This is a genomic window from Pseudomonas sp. HN11 (assembly GCF_021390155.1).
Lineage (GTDB): Bacteria > Pseudomonadota > Gammaproteobacteria > Pseudomonadales > Pseudomonadaceae > Aquipseudomonas.
Window position 1 is genome coordinate 5,534,618 of the sequence record NZ_CP089985.1, and the last position, 15,603, is coordinate 5,550,220.

Annotated in this window: 17 protein-coding genes and 1 pseudogene; 8 read left to right on the forward strand and 10 right to left on the reverse strand. The window is 60.1% G+C overall.

Features of this window, described 5'->3' with window-relative positions:
* Positions 1-26: 26 nt before the first annotated feature.
* The gene (locus LVW35_RS25325; RefSeq protein ID WP_233892519.1) at positions 27-959 is read right to left on the reverse strand and encodes a nucleotidyl transferase AbiEii/AbiGii toxin family protein; all 933 of its coding nucleotides are present in this window, start codon (positions 957-959) and stop codon (positions 27-29) included.
* On the reverse strand, positions 949-1,713 hold the full coding sequence (locus LVW35_RS25330; protein ID WP_233892520.1) for a type IV toxin-antitoxin system AbiEi family antitoxin: 765 nt from the start codon (positions 1,711-1,713) through the stop codon (positions 949-951). Before LVW35_RS25330 ends, LVW35_RS25325 begins: the two co-directional genes overlap by 11 nt.
* 208 nt (positions 1,714-1,921) lie before the next feature.
* Here LVW35_RS25330 and ycaC point away from each other — a divergent pair, with 208 nt between their 5' ends.
* The 3 genes from ycaC to LVW35_RS25345 all read left to right on the forward strand — a co-directional run bounded on the left by ycaC (position 1,922) and on the right by LVW35_RS25345 (position 3,734).
* Positions 1,922-2,554 carry an isochorismate family cysteine hydrolase YcaC gene (gene ycaC, locus LVW35_RS25335; RefSeq protein WP_233892518.1) on the forward strand — a complete coding sequence of 211 codons (633 nt, stop codon included), beginning with the start codon at positions 1,922-1,924 and terminating at the stop codon, positions 2,552-2,554.
* Between the two features lie 149 nt (positions 2,555-2,703).
* Positions 2,704-3,270, forward strand: coding sequence for a hypothetical protein (locus LVW35_RS25340; RefSeq protein ID WP_233892521.1), 567 nt, complete (start codon positions 2,704-2,706; stop codon positions 3,268-3,270).
* Between the two features lie 29 nt (positions 3,271-3,299).
* Positions 3,300-3,734: a hypothetical protein gene (locus LVW35_RS25345; RefSeq protein ID WP_016978554.1), complete on the forward strand. Its 435-nt coding sequence runs from the start codon at positions 3,300-3,302 to the stop codon at positions 3,732-3,734.
* A 15-nt stretch (positions 3,735-3,749) separates the two neighbouring features.
* On the opposite strand, the pseudogene LVW35_RS25350 reads toward LVW35_RS25345, so the two are convergent.
* Positions 3,750-4,380, reverse strand: a pseudogene (locus LVW35_RS25350) (PDDEXK nuclease domain-containing protein); the annotation flags it as partial.
* 141 nt (positions 4,381-4,521) lie between these two features.
* Between LVW35_RS25350 and LVW35_RS25355 the strand changes: the two are divergent.
* The 5 genes from LVW35_RS25355 (at position 4,522) to LVW35_RS25375 (ending at position 10,819) form a co-directional block, all read left to right on the forward strand.
* Entirely contained in the window at positions 4,522-5,661 is a 1,140-nt protein-coding gene (locus tag LVW35_RS25355; protein WP_233892522.1) for a Fic family protein, read from the forward strand.
* A 75-nt stretch (positions 5,662-5,736) separates the two neighbouring features.
* Positions 5,737-5,979: an exodeoxyribonuclease VII small subunit gene (locus tag LVW35_RS25360; RefSeq protein WP_003176346.1), complete on the forward strand. Its 243-nt coding sequence runs from the start codon at positions 5,737-5,739 to the stop codon at positions 5,977-5,979.
* Positions 5,976-6,863 carry a (2E,6E)-farnesyl diphosphate synthase gene (gene ispA, locus LVW35_RS25365; protein WP_233892523.1) on the forward strand — a complete coding sequence of 296 codons (888 nt, stop codon included), beginning with the start codon at positions 5,976-5,978 and terminating at the stop codon, positions 6,861-6,863. Before LVW35_RS25360 ends, ispA begins: the two co-directional genes overlap by 4 nt.
* 110 nt (positions 6,864-6,973) lie before the next feature.
* Positions 6,974-8,872 (forward strand): 1-deoxy-D-xylulose-5-phosphate synthase, encoded by a 1,899-nt coding sequence (gene dxs / locus LVW35_RS25370; RefSeq protein WP_233892524.1) that lies wholly within the window; start codon positions 6,974-6,976, stop codon positions 8,870-8,872.
* A gap of 45 nt (positions 8,873-8,917) precedes the next feature.
* On the forward strand, positions 8,918-10,819 hold the full coding sequence (locus tag LVW35_RS25375) for a TonB-dependent receptor domain-containing protein (RefSeq protein ID WP_233892525.1): 1,902 nt from the start codon (positions 8,918-8,920) through the stop codon (positions 10,817-10,819).
* A gap of 35 nt (positions 10,820-10,854) precedes the next feature.
* Here LVW35_RS25375 and LVW35_RS25380 read toward each other — a convergent pair whose 3' ends face one another.
* The 7 genes from LVW35_RS25380 to ribH form a co-directional block, all read right to left on the reverse strand.
* Positions 10,855-11,640: a cobalamin-binding protein gene (locus LVW35_RS25380; protein ID WP_233892526.1), complete on the reverse strand. Its 786-nt coding sequence runs from the start codon at positions 11,638-11,640 to the stop codon at positions 10,855-10,857.
* Positions 11,637-12,056 carry an MFS transporter gene (locus LVW35_RS25385; protein ID WP_233892527.1) on the reverse strand — a complete coding sequence of 140 codons (420 nt, stop codon included), beginning with the start codon at positions 12,054-12,056 and terminating at the stop codon, positions 11,637-11,639. Before LVW35_RS25385 ends, LVW35_RS25380 begins: the two co-directional genes overlap by 4 nt.
* Positions 12,053-12,670: a GTP cyclohydrolase II gene (gene ribA, locus LVW35_RS25390; RefSeq protein WP_233892528.1), complete on the reverse strand. Its 618-nt coding sequence runs from the start codon at positions 12,668-12,670 to the stop codon at positions 12,053-12,055. The genes LVW35_RS25385 and ribA overlap by 4 nt, the downstream gene beginning before the upstream one ends.
* A 129-nt stretch (positions 12,671-12,799) precedes the next feature.
* Positions 12,800-13,525: a substrate-binding periplasmic protein gene (locus tag LVW35_RS25395; RefSeq protein ID WP_233892529.1), complete on the reverse strand. Its 726-nt coding sequence runs from the start codon at positions 13,523-13,525 to the stop codon at positions 12,800-12,802.
* A gap of 55 nt (positions 13,526-13,580) precedes the next feature.
* Positions 13,581-14,546, reverse strand: coding sequence for a thiamine-phosphate kinase (gene thiL, locus LVW35_RS25400; RefSeq protein ID WP_233892530.1), 966 nt, complete (start codon positions 14,544-14,546; stop codon positions 13,581-13,583).
* A 17-nt stretch (positions 14,547-14,563) separates the two neighbouring features.
* Positions 14,564-15,064 (reverse strand): transcription antitermination factor NusB, encoded by a 501-nt coding sequence (gene nusB, locus LVW35_RS25405; RefSeq protein ID WP_233892531.1) that lies wholly within the window; start codon positions 15,062-15,064, stop codon positions 14,564-14,566.
* The gene (gene ribH, locus LVW35_RS25410; RefSeq protein WP_065942242.1) at positions 15,061-15,537 is read right to left on the reverse strand and encodes a 6,7-dimethyl-8-ribityllumazine synthase; all 477 of its coding nucleotides are present in this window, start codon (positions 15,535-15,537) and stop codon (positions 15,061-15,063) included. The genes nusB and ribH overlap by 4 nt, the downstream gene beginning before the upstream one ends.
* Between the last annotated feature and the right edge of the window lie 66 nt (positions 15,538-15,603).

The window sequence follows — 15,603 nt, forward strand, 5'->3', positions numbered from 1 at the left end:
CTGCTTTGAAAGCAGGCTTTTTTGATTTAGAACGACCTGCCCGTCAGCATTTGGTCCATCACACTATCCAGTTTTACGAGTGCCTCGTCGCGCCTTGCGCCAGACATACCAGCAATATTTTGCAGCTTCCATTGCACCGCAGGCAGTTGATCAACTCCTGTCAGGGCATGCAGTGCCCAATCAGGCTTTCCACGCTTAAGCGAGAGCAAAAAAGCTGCGTCTCTCTCGCTGAACTGCTGCTGTATCGCTACAAGTAACGATTGCCTTGTGGCCTCCAGTTGCTCAAGTGTAACCACCTCACGGGTCATGCCTGCGAACTCGGCCTTGAATATGTCTGCGAGCGGTTTCCAGCGTGGAGCGAGCAGCTCACCCATGGGTCTTCGATGGCTTATCAGATACACCAGAAAGCCCTCAAAGATTTCACGCGTCAAACCTTCCTCGCGAAGCAACAGCATCACGTCAAAAAGATCCCGTGGATGTTGCCGATCTAATGCAGCGCAGATTTTTCCACCATACAGATCGGGCATCGAAACGACCGCAATAGAGGCAAACCCGAATTCATCTTCAACCAATGCCACTACATCACGCTCTTGCGGCGCATGAACGGTGCCACGAATAACAGGAGAGACCTCGATCTTGATCTGAGCCAGCGGGTTTCTGACCAGCACCCGCAGCTCATCATCACGATTCACCTGAACAGTCGCTACCAGCCGTGGCGAACCTCGCTCTATTGCATTCGCAATCCGCTGGAGCGCCCGACGAACACCGCTCAATGCCTGCTTGCGATCAGAGTCGGGCAGGTACACCAAGTCTATATCCACCGACAGCCGAGGCAGGTTGCGCACAAACAGGTTGATGGCCGTCCCTCCTTTGAGCGCAAAACATCGCTCTGCCGCTACGTAAGGGATGACCTGTACCAACAAACGAACCTGCGCGGCATAACGGGCATCAAGAACCACTGGCAAAACTCTCCGGCACGGTGATGAGGAACTCTTTATCGAGTCGACCACCCCGGATGATTTGGCGCTTGCCTTTACCTAGATCGATCATGGACGGATCTATGCGTTCATACCATGCGTGCCCTGCGTTTCGCGCCAGCAGGAGGAAAACACGTTTGACGCGAATGGAGTTGCACGCCTCAAGCAACCGCTGCAGTCGCCTGGGACTCAACGAGCCCAAGCCGCTGAGCACATCGACCACGCTGCTGAAGAGCTGCTCGTTGGCGCTTTGATGAATCAACTCGAGTACAGCGCGTTCCGGGGTGGAGATTTTTAACTCAAACCGGCTGTAAGGAACCTGGAAAACTTGTAACGCCATATCTTCCATTGCAGCAAATAGTCCACCAGGAAAGAAGTTCACATCGACTTCCCAAGGGTACTTGCGGAACCAGCCCGCAAGCGCGGCTCCCGGGATTCCAAAAAGATCGATAACCTGCTTTCCGAAGGTGAGGTAATGGCTGTAGCCGGCCAAACTCAGCGCGGTCGCACCGCCCGGCCAAATCTGAACCGGCGCCGCTTGCTGCAACGCAAATATGCCGCCCTGCCAATCTATATCGTCGCCGCAGCGCTTCCATGCGCCATGGCCCACACGCTCCACCCAGCCACTGCGCTGGTATTTTTGGATCAGGCTGGGGCCTATCTCGTGCTCATGTAGCCAGGCTTGCGTGGCAATGCAACCCGGTACCCAGTCGGCTAACAAGCGGTTTATTTTCATAAAAAATAAGAACCTATAAGTTGATATTTCCTATAAATATTAAACCATCTGAACTGTAACGCTCGCAATGAGTAACAGGTTCGCAACTGTCTCGTTCAGGTTGACGGTAAGACATATCGCAACCGATTTATCACTCGAGGATCAAGCATTAATCTGTGCCCATGTTGAACGCAACGCCCAACCCACCTAAACAAAAAAGGATTCAACCATGAGCACTCCAACCTACAACCGCCTCAACAAAGACGACGCCATTGTTCTGCTGGTCGACCACCAGACCGGTCTGATCTCCCTGGTGCAGGACTTCTCGCCCAACGAGTTCAAGAACAACGTGCTGGCCCTGGCCGACCTGGCCAAGTTTTTCAACCTGCCGACCATCCTCACCACCAGCTTCGAGCAAGGCCCGAATGGCCCGCTGGTGCCGGAGCTGAAAGAGATGTTTCCGGACGCGCCGTATATCGCCCGCCCTGGTCAGATCAATGCGTGGGACAACGAAGATTTCGTCAAGGCGATCAAGGCCACTGGCCGTAAGCAGATCATCATTGCCGGTGTGGTCACGGATGTGTGCGTAGCGTTCCCGACCTTGTCGGCGCTGGCGGAAGGGTTTGAGGTGTTTGTGGTGACCGACGCGTCGGGCACGTTCAATACCACGGTGCAGCAGGCGGCGTGGAGCCGGATGACGCAAGCGGGTGCGCAGCTGATGAACTGGTTCTCGGTGGCGTGTGAGTTGCACCGCGACTGGCGCAACGATATTGAAGGCCTGGGGAATCTGTTGTCCCAGCGTATCCCTAACTATCGCAACTTGATGAATGGTTACTCGGCGTTGACGGCGCGTAAGGACTAACTCAATCGCTGCACACACTAAGCCTGCCTTAAAACGCAGGCTTTTTTGGTTAACTAGCAATGCGCCATTAGCACACTCGCCCTAATTGTGACCGCGCCGCCTCACTACTAAAGTCCTTCGCTTATTTCGAGCCTCAAGGAAGGACGCTATTGAACACATTAACCAAAGTCGGTCGCTGCCTGGCACTGCTGCCCGTCTTGCTGACCAGCACACCGTCGGTATTGGCCGATGAAGAAACACCGGTCGGCGACTGGTCGATTATCTACGGCAGCGGCCGGGCCCATAAAAATGTGATGTATGTGGCCGACCGTACTTCGGTGCTGCCGTCGAACCACAACAAGGGCGCGAAGTTGGTGGCCGTCACGGTGGTGTATGAAGAACCGGGCAAGCCGATGATCGATGTGTACAACATCGAAGTGCAGTGCTCCACGCGCAAGGTGCGCTTTCTTAACGGCCAGTCGGTCGCGCCATTTTCCTACACCCTCACGCACTTGAAGGTCTCCAACACGTGGCAGACGCCGAAGGAGTTCTGGCTCGACCGCACGCTCGTGTATGTCTGCGAGCCGGGCAAGAGCAAGGACACCATCGCAATGGGCAAGATGACCCACCTGCAGATGATCCAGACCACCAAGGCCATGTTCGAGCAGTTGGGGCCGACTCAGGAGAAGAGCCAGATGATTGATGACCTCGACGACATGCTGGGCAACAAGCGCTGAGCAACTCTCACCTACAAGAAGGATTCACGATGCCTACATGGACAAGGCTGTTGCTGGCTGGGCTTTTGTTGCCCGCCGTGCTGTTTATCAACGGGTGCCACCTGATTGCACAATCGCGCTGGGAAGGCCGTGACGTGCAAGAGGCGCTGGATTTATTCGGCAAGCCCGACTCGATGAAGAAGCAGAATGCACCCAATGGCGATACCCAGGTGGTGATGACTTGGCACAAATCCTCTTCATGGACGACCACTGAAGCCGCCGGAACTTCAATGAACCACACCGGGAATGGCATGGTTTATACGGAGTATTACCAGCAAGTCGGACACAGTTCGGATTGCAAGCTGGAAGCCACGGTGGATAAGACGAAGAAGATCGTGCTGTTCAGGATTGAAGATGGCCGGATCCTGCATGGCAAGTGCCTGAATGTGCCATTTGTGCCCGGGTATATTCCGCCGGGGTTTTAAGACAAGAAGCCGGTTTTAACCCCCCAGCTCCCGCTCGATCTGCTCGATGCTTGGCAGGCTGGTTCGCAGCTCTGCGGGCAACGACTCAACCAGTTGATATTCCGCTACACCAATCGGTCGATTGTTATCGGCGCAACGCATATTCGGCGACGACTTCGTTCTTGCTCTTGCACAACAGCAGGCCGATGGTGGGCCCATCTTGTGGATGTTTAAGCTGGGCATCGACGGCAGCCAGATAAAAGCTCAGCTTCCCCAAATGCTCGGGTTTGAACTTGCCGGCTTTCAGTTCGATGACCACGTAGCAGCGTAGCTTCACGTGATAGAACAGCAGATCGACAAAGAACTCATCGCCTCCGACATCCAGCAGTACTTGCTGGCCGACAAAGGCGAAACCGGCGCCCAGCTCCAACAGAAAGTCGGTGACGTGCTTGATCAAGGCGTTTTCTATGTCGCGCTCCTGCGCGTCCAGGGCCAGGCTGAGGAAGTCAAAACGGTAAGGGTCTTTCAGCGACTCACGCGCCAGCGTCGGATTGCGGTTTGGCAGATGGGTCTCGAAGTTGCTGACCGCCTTGCCACTGCGCTCCAACAAGCGGTTTTCGATGTGCATCACCAGCGAGTTACGCGACCAGTTGTTCTCTATCGCCTGGGTAGTCAGGCGCATTGACGGTCACAAGTGGCGAAGGTCGTTCCAGCCTGAGTGGACGATGAGCCGAATAGGAGGCACAATCGGCTCACTACATGAGCCGAATAACGTTTTTATTCGGCTCACGCAACCAGGTACCTCTCCATGGACCACCCGTTCTGGATCTGGCAACACACCGACTGGCCGCACTTCCACTGGCAACCGAAGCACTTGGCGGCCTTGTTGCGCGAGTGCGGCCAGGCGCAAGGCAAGCTGCTGGGCATGCTCGGCACCGTCAGCCAGGCGGTCAACGCGCAGAACGAGCTGGATGCGTTGCTGCAAAACATCCTGACCTCTTCGGCCATCGAGGGGGAACAATTGAATGTGGGCTCGGTACGTTCATCACTGGCGCGACGCCTGGGCCTGGAGCCGTTGAAGGACGCCAGCGTGAGCCGACGCAGTGAGGGCCTAGCCGATCTGATGATGGATGCCACCGAGCAATACGCACAGCCCTTTCCCCTCGCCCGCCTCCTGAATTGGCATCATTTGTTGTTCCCTACACCAGAAGCAGGTTATGCCGCGCGCGCACTGAATGTTGGGGCATTGCGTGGCGATGAGCCGATGCAGGTCGTGTCCGGGCGACTGGATCGGCCGACCGTGCACTTCGAGGCTCCGCCGCGCAAAGGCCTGGAGCAAGCACTGGAAGACTTCCTCGAATGGTTCGAAACCAGCCGTGGGCAACCGGAACTGGACCCGCTGCTCCGCGCCGGCGTGGCGCATTTCTGGTTTGTCACGCTGCACCCCTTCGATGACGGTAATGGTCGACTGACACGCGCCATCACCGACTTGGCGTTGGCCCAGGGCGAACACCGAGCCATCCGCTTTTATGCCATGTCGGCCAGCATACTTGAGGACCGCGCAGGCTATTACCACGCGCTGGAGTCGAGCCAAAAAGCCACGCTGGATATCACCGACTGGCTGGAATGGTTCCTCAAGACGCTGTTGAGCAGCCTGCAGCAAGCCATGGCGCGGATTGACCGCGTGCTGGACAAAAGCCGGTTCTGGCAGCAGCACCGCGACCTCGCGTTGTCTGCTGAACAGATCAAGGTGCTCAACCGCCTGCTCGATGGCGGTGAAAAGGGTTTTGAGCACGGTATCAGCGCGGCTCAGTACCAAGCAGTGGCAAAGGTGTCCAAGGCCACGGCGACGCGTCATCTGGCTGATTTGCTGGAAAAGAACTGCCTGGTCCGACTCCCCGGAGGCGGCCGCAGCACACGCTATCAGGTCAATTCAGCGGACAAGTGACACCCCCACTCATTTGCCCAGAATCCCCATGTCTGCTAGTGTCGCGCCGGTTTACCGTCTACCGGAATAGCCGCCATGGCCCGCAAAAAAGTTGCACTCGATTTCGAACAATCCCTCGCCGACCTGCAAACCCTGGTCGAGCGTCTGGAGAACGGCGAGTTGTCGCTGGAAGACTCGTTGACGGCGTTTGAGCAAGGCATCGGCCTGACCCGCGACTGCCAGAGCGCCTTGGCGCAGGCGGAGCAGAAGGTACAAGTGCTGCTGGAACGTGACGGGGAGTTGGCCGAAGAACCTTTCGATGCGGAACAGCCCGAATGATCGACGCGTATCAGGCCAGTAGCCAAGCTCGGGTCAATGCGGCGTTGGAACCCTTGTTTGTTGCGCCAAGCCCCGAACTCAAGCGTCTTTACGAAGCCATGCGCTACAGCGTGATGAACGGCGGCAAGCGCGTGCGTCCGTTGCTGGCGTATGCGGCGTGTGAAGCCTTGGGCGCGCCGGCCGAGCAAGCGAATGGTGCGGCCTGTGCGGTGGAGCTGATTCACGCTTATTCCCTGGTGCATGACGACTTGCCGGCGATGGACGATGACGATTTGCGTCGCGGCCAGCCCACCACCCACAAAGCCTTTGATGAAGCCTGTGCGATCCTCGCCGGTGACGGCCTGCAAAGCCTGGCGTTCAGCGCACTGCTGGACCCAAAGCTGAGCAGCGTGAATGCCGAGATCCGTTTGCGCATGGTCACGGCGCTGGCCGTGGCGGCGGGCCCGGCCGGCATGGTCGGCGGCCAGGCCATCGACTTGGGTTCGGTCGGCCAGAAGCTCGACCAGCACGCCCTGGAATACATGCACCGCCACAAGACCGGCGCCTTGATCGAAGCTGCCGTGCACCTGGGCGCGCTGGCCAGTGGGCGTGCCGAGGCCGCACAATTGGCGGCGCTGAAGACCTACGCACTGGCCATCGGCCTGGCATTCCAGGTGCAGGACGACATTCTCGACGTAGAAAGTGACACGGCCACCCTGGGCAAACGCCAAGGCGCCGATATTGCACGGGACAAACCGACATATCCCGCGCTGCTCGGGCTGGAAGCCGCCAAGGCCTATGCCCTGGAGCTGCGTGACCAAGCCCTGGCCGCCCTGCGACCTTTCGACGCGGCGGCCGAGCCACTGCGTGACCTGGCGCGGTATATCGTCGAACGCCGGCACTGATAAGCGCGGCCTTTACGGCCGCATATCGGCCAAGTTCGGCGCTCTGCGTGGGCAGTTTGCGATGCTTGAGGTAAACTGCCGCCTCTTCTATACCTATAACGATTCGCCTGATGCCCACGACGTTTCAAGAGATTCCCCGCAAGCGCCCGTCCACGCCCCTGCTAGACCGTGCTGTCACGCCGGCCGGCCTGCGTCGACTGGGTGAAGCCGAGCTGGAAACCCTGGCCGATGAGTTGCGCCTGGAATTGCTCTACACGGTCGGCCAGACCGGTGGGCATTTTGGTGCCGGCCTGGGCGTCATCGAGCTGACTATCGCCCTGCATTACGTGTTCGACACCCCGGACGACCGGCTGGTGTGGGACGTGGGCCATCAGGCGTATCCGCACAAAATCCTCACGGGCCGCCGTGAGCAGATGGGCACCCTGCGCCAGAAGGACGGCATTGCCGCCTTCCCGCGTCGCGCCGAGAGCGAGTACGACACCTTTGGCGTCGGTCACTCCAGCACCTCCATCAGTGCCGCGCTGGGCATGGCGATTGCCGCCCGCCTGCAAGGCAGTGATCGCAAGGCGATTGCCGTGATAGGTGATGGCGCGCTGACCGCCGGCATGGCCTTCGAAGCGCTGAACCATGCGCCGGAAGTGGACGCCAACATGCTGGTGATCCTCAACGACAACGACATGTCGATTTCGCGCAATGTCGGCGGCCTGTCCAATTACCTGGCCAAGATCCTCTCCAGCCGCACGTATGCCAGCATGCGCGAAGGCAGCAAGAAGGTACTCTCGCGTCTGCCTGGCGCGTGGGAAATTGCCCGCCGTACCGAAGAATATGCCAAGGGCATGCTGGTGCCCGGCACCCTGTTCGAAGAACTGGGCTGGAACTACATCGGCCCCATCGACGGCCACGACCTGCCGACCTTGATTGCCACGCTGCGCAACATGCGCGACCTCAAGGGCCCGCAGTTCCTGCACATCGTCACCAAGAAAGGCAAAGGCTTCGCCCCGGCGGAAGTCGACCCGATCGGCTACCACGCCATCACCAAGCTGGAACCGCTGGACGCGCCTGCCGCTGCGCCGAAAAAGCCCAGCGGGCCGAAGTATTCCGGTGTATTCGGCGAATGGCTGTGCGACATGGCCGCCGCTGACCCGCGCCTGGTAGGCATTACCCCGGCGATGAAGGAAGGCTCCGACCTGGTGGCGTTCAGCGAGCGTTTCCCGCTGCGCTACTTCGACGTAGCAATTGCCGAGCAACACGCAGTGACCTTCGCGGCCGGTATGGCCTGTGAAGGCGCCAAGCCAGTGGTGGCGATCTACTCGACATTCCTGCAGCGCGGTTACGACCAGTTGGTGCATGACGTCGCGGTGCAGAACCTCGACGTGTTGTTCGCCATCGACCGCGCCGGTTTGGTGGGCGAAGACGGCCCGACTCACGCCGGCAGCTTCGACTTGTCCTACTTGCGCTGCATCCCCGGCATGCTGGTGATGACGCCGAGCGACGAGAACGAACTGCGCAAGATGCTCAGCACCGGCCATCTGTACAACGGCCCGGCGGCCGTGCGTTACCCGCGCGGTAATGGCCCGAATGCAGTGATCGAGAAAGATCTTGAGCCTATCGGGATCGGCAAGGGCATCGTGCGTCGCCAAGGCAGCAAGGTGGTATTCCTGGTGTTTGGCGTGCAACTGGCTGAAGCGCTGAAAGTCGCCGAGAAGATCGACGCCACCGTGGTCGACATGCGCTTCGTCAAACCGCTGGACGAAGACTTGGTGCGCGAGACTGCCAACAGCCATGAGCTGCTGGTGACCGTCGAAGAAAACGCCATCATGGGCGGCGCCGGTGCAGCCGTCAGCGAGTTCCTGGCGCGGGAGAACCTCCTCAAGTCGGTGCTGCATCTGGGCTTGCCGGATGTGTACGTCGAACACGCCAAGCCGGCACAGATGCTGGCCGAATGCGGGCTGGATGAAGCCGGGATCGAGGCCTCGGTTCGCGAGCGCATGGCGTTGCTTGGTCTGTAACCCACAAAAGGTGGGGGCCTGCTCCCACCTTTGCTATGGATAGCCATGAAAAGCCTGCGCTTCGCCTTGCCCCTGCTGCTTCTACCTGCCACTGACTTGCTCGCCGACACCTTCGAGCGCGACGACGCCCTGAAACTCCCCAACGTCGTCATCAGCGCCAACCGCCAGGTCCAGGCCCGCAACGACAGCAGCGCCGCCAACACCGTATTCACCCGCGACGACATCGACCGCCTGCAACCCACCAGCGTGACCGACCTGCTCAGCCGCGTCCCAGGCGTACAAATTGCGCCGACTGGCGGCCGTGGCAGCCTGCCGGGGATTTATATCCGTGGTACCAAATCCGCGCAAAGCCTGGTGTTGGTGGACGGCCAGCGCATCGCCAACACCACCTCCGGCGACAGCGGCCTGCAATACCTGAACGTCGATCAGATTGAACGGGTTGAAGTGCTGCGCGGCTCTCGCTCGGTGATTTATGGCAGCGATGCGGTAGGCGGGGTGATCCAGCTGTTTACCCGGCGCAACGCCGAACATGGCCTGCAACCGCGCCTGAAGCTCGGCATTGGTAGCCACCAGACCTGGGAGCGCAGCTTCGGTCTGTCCGGCGGGGATGAACACACGCGTTTCAACCTCGGCGCAAGCCTGGATGAGACCGCCGGCATTAACTCGACGCACACGTCATTCTCCAGCGATGGCGACCATGATGCCTACCGCAACCAGTCCGTCAGCCTGAACCTCAGCCACTCCTTCAGCGATGAGCTGGAAGCGGGTTTCAATCTGTTGGATAACCGTGGCAAGTCGGAGTACGACAACAGCTTCGGCCGCTACGACGTCGCCACCGGGCAAACGGTGGGGCAAAAGCCCTACACCGACTACACCGTGAGCAGCGCCAGCGGCTATGTCGATGCCAAGCTCAACGAGCGCTGGCAATCGCGCCTGGAACTGGGCCACAGTGAGAACCGCGATACCAAGCGCGACACCCTCAGCGATGACTTCAGCGTGTTCAATACCTACCGCGACTCGGTCAACTGGCAGAACGATCTGACACTGAATGACCAGAACAGCCTGATACTCGGCGGCGACTGGTACGAAGACCGCTTCCACGGCAGCACTACGTTCACAGAAAACAGCCGCTGGAACCGCGCCGCCTTTGTGCAGCATCGCTTTCAAGGCCAGTGGTTTTCTACCGAGCTGGGCCTGCGGCGTGACCAGAACCAGCAGTTTGGCGGACAGAACAGCTGGAGCGGCACCCTGACCTTGCCGGTCAACCCGGACAACGACGTGTTGTTGAGTTACAGCGAGGGTTTCCGCGCCCCGACCTTCAACGACCTGTATTACCCGGATACGAAGTACAGCAACCCCAACCTGCAACCCGAAACCTCGAAGAACTACGAACTGCAATGGCGCAGCCAACTGAGCGACAGCACGCGCCTGGAAGCTTCGCTGTACCGTACCGACTTGAGCGATGCGATTATTCTCGACCGCTCCGGCAAGCCGCAGAACGTGGCGTCGGCACGCATCAACGGCTTTGAAGCCGCACTCAAGCAGGAACTGTTTGGCTGGCAAGGCAATCTGGGGCTGTCAGTCATCGACCCGCGCGACCGTGACAGCGGCCACACGTTGGCCCGACGGGCGCGGCGTACGTTGAGCCTGGATCTGGATCGGCAGTTCGACAAGCTGGGCGTAGGGGCCAGTTGGCAGGCCATCAGCAGCAGTTATGACGATGAAGACAACACCCACCGCCTGGGCGGCTATGCCTTGCTTGGGTTACGCAGCAGTTGGGCGTTGAGTCGGGAAGTGGCATTGTCGTTGAAGGTCGATAACGTGTTGGACAAGTCCTATGCGCGGGCGCGTTACAGCTATAACGACCCGAACTTCCTGAACAATCAGGATTACCGTGAAGAAGGGCGAGTGTGGATGATTGGAGTGACTTGGGCACCGGAAATTTGATCGTTGCCTGTACGGGCTTGCTCGCGAAAGCGGTATCACTTGTTGGGTGCAATCACCTGACACAACCGCGCCACCGCTTCCAGCATCTGCCCGCTGGGCCGCTCCAGGCCTTTATCTGGCACCAGCCGCACCCGTCCGGCCATCGCCGGCCAGACCTTCCACGCATCCTTCTGAGCCTGGTCGCCCACCAAGATCATCTCGGGGTCACGCTGCAACACCGACTCAATGCTCACCTGCGGCGCCGGCAGCTTGAGGTCATCAAACACATTACGCGCACCGCACACACTCAGCGCATCGCTGATGATCTGCCCGCCACCCACGGTATACAGCGGCTGGTTCCACACTTGGTAAAACACGCCCAATGGTTCGGCGCGCTGATAGCGCTGGCGTAGCCCGGCCAGGCGTTGGCGTAATTGCGCGGCCAATTGACGACCGGCCTCAGGACGACCCAATTGCTCGGCGATGGCCTGAACCTGGGTGGTAAGCTGTTCAAGATTATGGGGTTCAGCGACGTAGACCGGAATGTTCAGCCGCTGCAACTGCTCACGCTGGGCCGGGCCCACGCTGCCGGGCCACAGCAGGATCAAATCGGGTTTGAGGCTGAGCAGCCGTTCCATGTCCAATTGGCCGTAATGCCCCACTGACGGCACGTGTTCCAAGGCGGCCGGGCGATCACCGCCGTCGAGTACGCCCACCAGCACATCGGCTGCGCCCAGTTCGACCATGATTTCAGAGAGGGACGGCGCTAGGCTCACAACACGCTCGGCCGCCAGCGCTTGGGCACTGAATACCAGCAACACGGCCAGCCAGTGACGAATCATCCCAGTTGACGGGGAATGCGGTAGAGGTAGAACAGCACCACGGTCGACAGCGCCAACAGGAACAGCGGCACCGCCTCCAAACCGACGAATACCGACAACGCCCCGATCCATGCCGGTACGGCGGCCACCAGCAACGCCGTGCGACGACGCGCCGCCAGGGTGATCCAGGCAGCCGGCTCTTCGGCGGTATCGAGGGCTTTGGAAGTGGCAATCAACGCGTGTTTATAGCCGTTGAAGTAACGCAGGCTGAGAAACATCGAGGCCACGCCGGCAATGAAGAATGGCATGGCCAGCACTGGCAGCAGCGATTCGGCTTGGCCGAACACCAGGTTGATCACGAACAGAGGGAGCAGCGCCAGGGCCAGGTACTGCCACCAGTTGAAGGACAGTCGCCGTTTCACCTGGCCACGGGTCACGCGCGGTCGACCTCGCCCTGATGCTCGTTGCCCATCATGTGGTCGAGCTTGCTGGCCTTGGTCGCCAGGTAAAGCTTGTTGTGCGGGTTGTGCCCGGTGTGCAGCGGCACGCGCTCGGCCACGGTGATGCCCATGTCGGTCAAGGCTTTGACCTTGCGCGGATTGTTGGTCATCAGGCGCAGGGATTTGACGCCCAGGTGCTCCAGCATGGGCAGGCAGATCGCATAGTCACGCTGGTCGGCGGCAAAGCCCAGGCGCTCGTTGGCCTCGACGGTATCGGCGCCGCCATCTTGCAGCTCGTAGGCGCGGATCTTGTTCATCAGGCCAATGCCACGGCCTTCCTGACGCAGGTACAGCAACACGCCACGGCCTTCACGGGCGATGGCCCGCATCGCGGCTTCCAGTTGCGAACCGCAGTCGCAACGCTGGCTGAACAACGCGTCGCCGGTCAGGCATTCGGAATGCACGCGACCCAGCACCGGCACGCCATCAGCGATGTCGCCCAGGCTCAGTACAACGTGCTCGCGCCCGGTGGCTTCTTCGAGAAAGCCGTTCATGGTGAACGTGGCAAAAGGGGTAGGCAGCTTGGAAGCGGCGACGAAAACGACGGGCACCGTGTGCTCCTGATTTCAGTTTTTACGATGGCGGCCATTGTAACAGCAGGTTCCTACAGACGCTTAAGCTGAATTATCGCTGATAAAGATCAATAGGTTCGATTGGCCTTCGCCCTGGTTCTATGCAGGTCAGAAGGGATAGGGCTGCTTCCAGCGGTCGAAAACTGCCTTTAACTCGCCGCTTTTCACCAGGGCCGCCATACGCTGGTCGAATACAGCCATCAAGGCCCTGCCCCGTTCGTTATCGGCAAACCCAACGTACAGCGCAAGTTCGGCGATGTGGGTCAGTGTGAACTTCGACGGGTCATCCGCCTGATTTAGCACGTACTTGGCCTCGGTCAACGCATCGATGTAAAAGTCGGCCCGCGCATGTTCCAGCATCGGTAAAATACCGTCGCGGCGCTCGATCTGATTGAAGCGGTGCACGTTGGGCAAGTACTCCTCGTACTTGTAGCCGCGCACCCAGGCCAGGCGGTAATTGCCCAGCGTGGCCACCGTCGGCGCCGGCGTATTGGCCAGACCGAGGGCATAGATGTGGTCGGAGTCAAAATTCCAGTGGGGGTACAGCACGCCCTGGGCTTCATCGCGATAGGAACCCACCCAGCCATCCACTTCACCGCGCTGGGCCAGGCCGACCGAGCGGGTATAGGGCACCGAGCGCGTCTGCAGCGTGATCCCGGCGGGTTCGAACACCTGGCGCAGCACGTCCCAGGCCAGGCCGCTGCCGTCTTTGTTGGTGTAGTCGTTCCACTCTTCACTGGCCAGCACGATCTTGCCAAGAACGGGAGGACTCTCGGCCTGTACCAGCGCCGCGACGCTACACAGCACGATCAGCAGCCAGCGGCGCACATCCATGGTGACGGCCTCCCATGCGGTGATAATCGTCTAAAGGGTAGCGCAGCTCGCCGGGTCAGGGCGTCGCGCTGAAATGTTGATAGCCATGAATGGCCGGAGTGATGTCATGCCCGCTGGCGTCAAGCAGGGTCACACCCCGCCCGGCCTCGACCCGGCCGATCACATGGATCGGCCATCCACACGCCAGCAAAGGTGCCAACTCGGCCGCTGGCAGCGTGAATGCCAGCACGTAGTCATCGCCTCCGCTGAGCGCGGCCACCCGGGCCTCATCATCACCGACAAACGCCAGTAAGGCTGCAGACATTGGCAGTTTCTGGCACTCGACCAACAGGCTGACAGCCGATGCCCTGGCGATATGCCCGCAATCGGCCAACAGCCCGTCAGATATATCCATGGCCGATGTAGCTTTGCCACGCAGTGCCAGGCCTAACGCCAGCTGCGGTTGCGGTGACCAATAATGGGCCAGCAGCGGGTCAGCGATAGCCGCGTCGGCGCTGCGTTGGCCCAATACCAACGGCAGCGCGCCGGCAGCATTGCCCAGCTCGCCGCCAACACACAGCAGGTCACCCGGCTGCGCACCGCTGCGGGTCAAGGCTTGCCCGGCGGGCACACGACCAAACACGGTCAGGGTCAGGGTCAACGGTCCACGGGTGGTATCCCCGCCCACCAGGCCCACGCCACAGTTCTGCGCCATAAGGTTCAAACCCTGGGCATAGCGCTGCAGCCAATCGGCATCGACCGTCGGTGTGGTCAGGGCAAGGGTAAAGGCGAGGGGGTTGGCGCCCATGGCGGCCAAGTCGCTTACCGCCACGGCCAACGAGCGCTGACCGAGCAGGAACGGGTCACAGGGGTCGGCAAAATGCACCCCGGCCACCAGCGTATCGGTGGAGATCGCCAGCTGCTCCCCGGCAGGGAGCGCCAGCAGGGCACAGTCGTCACCGATCCCCAGGGCAATGCCTTCGCCGCCTTGCGCACAGGGCGCGGCGGCGAAGTAGTTGCGGATCAGCTCAAACTCACCCATCAGGACTCAAGCGCGAATTAGCGCTTGTACGCCTTCACTTCGGCTTCACGCAGGCGTGGAGCCAGCTTGTCGAGCACGCCGTTGACGAACTTGTGGCCGTCGGTCGAACCGTAGACTTTCGCCAGTTCGATGCCTTCGTTGATCACCACGCGGTACGGCACGTCGACGCGATACAGCAGCTCCCAGGCAGACAGGCGCATCACGCACAGTTCAACCGGGTCCAGCTCTTCGATGGTCAGGTCCAGGCAGGGTGCCAGGGCCGTGTCGATCTCGCTCAGGTGCGCATGCACACCGTGCAGGATGTCGTGGAAGTACGGCAGGTCGGCGAAGGTGAAATCGTTGTCGACGCGAAACTGGGCTTCGATCTCGGTCAAGGAAGCGCCCGCCAGGTGACGCTGATACAGCGCCTGGGTTGCCAGTTGACGAGCAGCGCGACGCTTCTCGTTCTTGGACGGCTTGCCGGCATCGGCAGGACGTGGCTCGCGCGGGTTGAAGTTGTCGCTCTCGTCGGAAATCACTTGGCCTCCAACTGCGACAGCAGGCTGACCATTTCCAGGGCGGACAAGGCAGCTTCAGCGCCTTTGTTACCGGCCTTGGTGCCGGAACGCTCGATGGCTTGTTCGATGGAATCCACGGTCAGCACGCCGAACGCAACCGGCACGCCGAACTCCATGGACACCTGGGCCAGGCCCTTGGTGCATTCACCGGCCACGTATTCGAAGTGCGGAGTACCGCCACGAATGACCGCGCCCAGGGCGATGATCGCCGCGTACTCACCCTGCTGGGCAACTTTTTGCGCAACCAGTGGAATTTCGAAGGCGCCAGGCGCGCGGATGATAGTGATGTCGCTCTCGCTCACACCGTGGCGAACCAAGGCGTCCACGGCACCGCCTACCAGGCTTTCAACCACGAAGCTGTTGAAGCGGCCAACTACCAGGGCGTAGCGGCCTTTGGGTGCGATGAAGGTACCTTCGATGGTCTTCAGGGTCATTCGACAAATCTCTTAAAGAGCCGGGACGCGTGTATGACGCGTCCCTTAGTGATATTTGAACCGCGA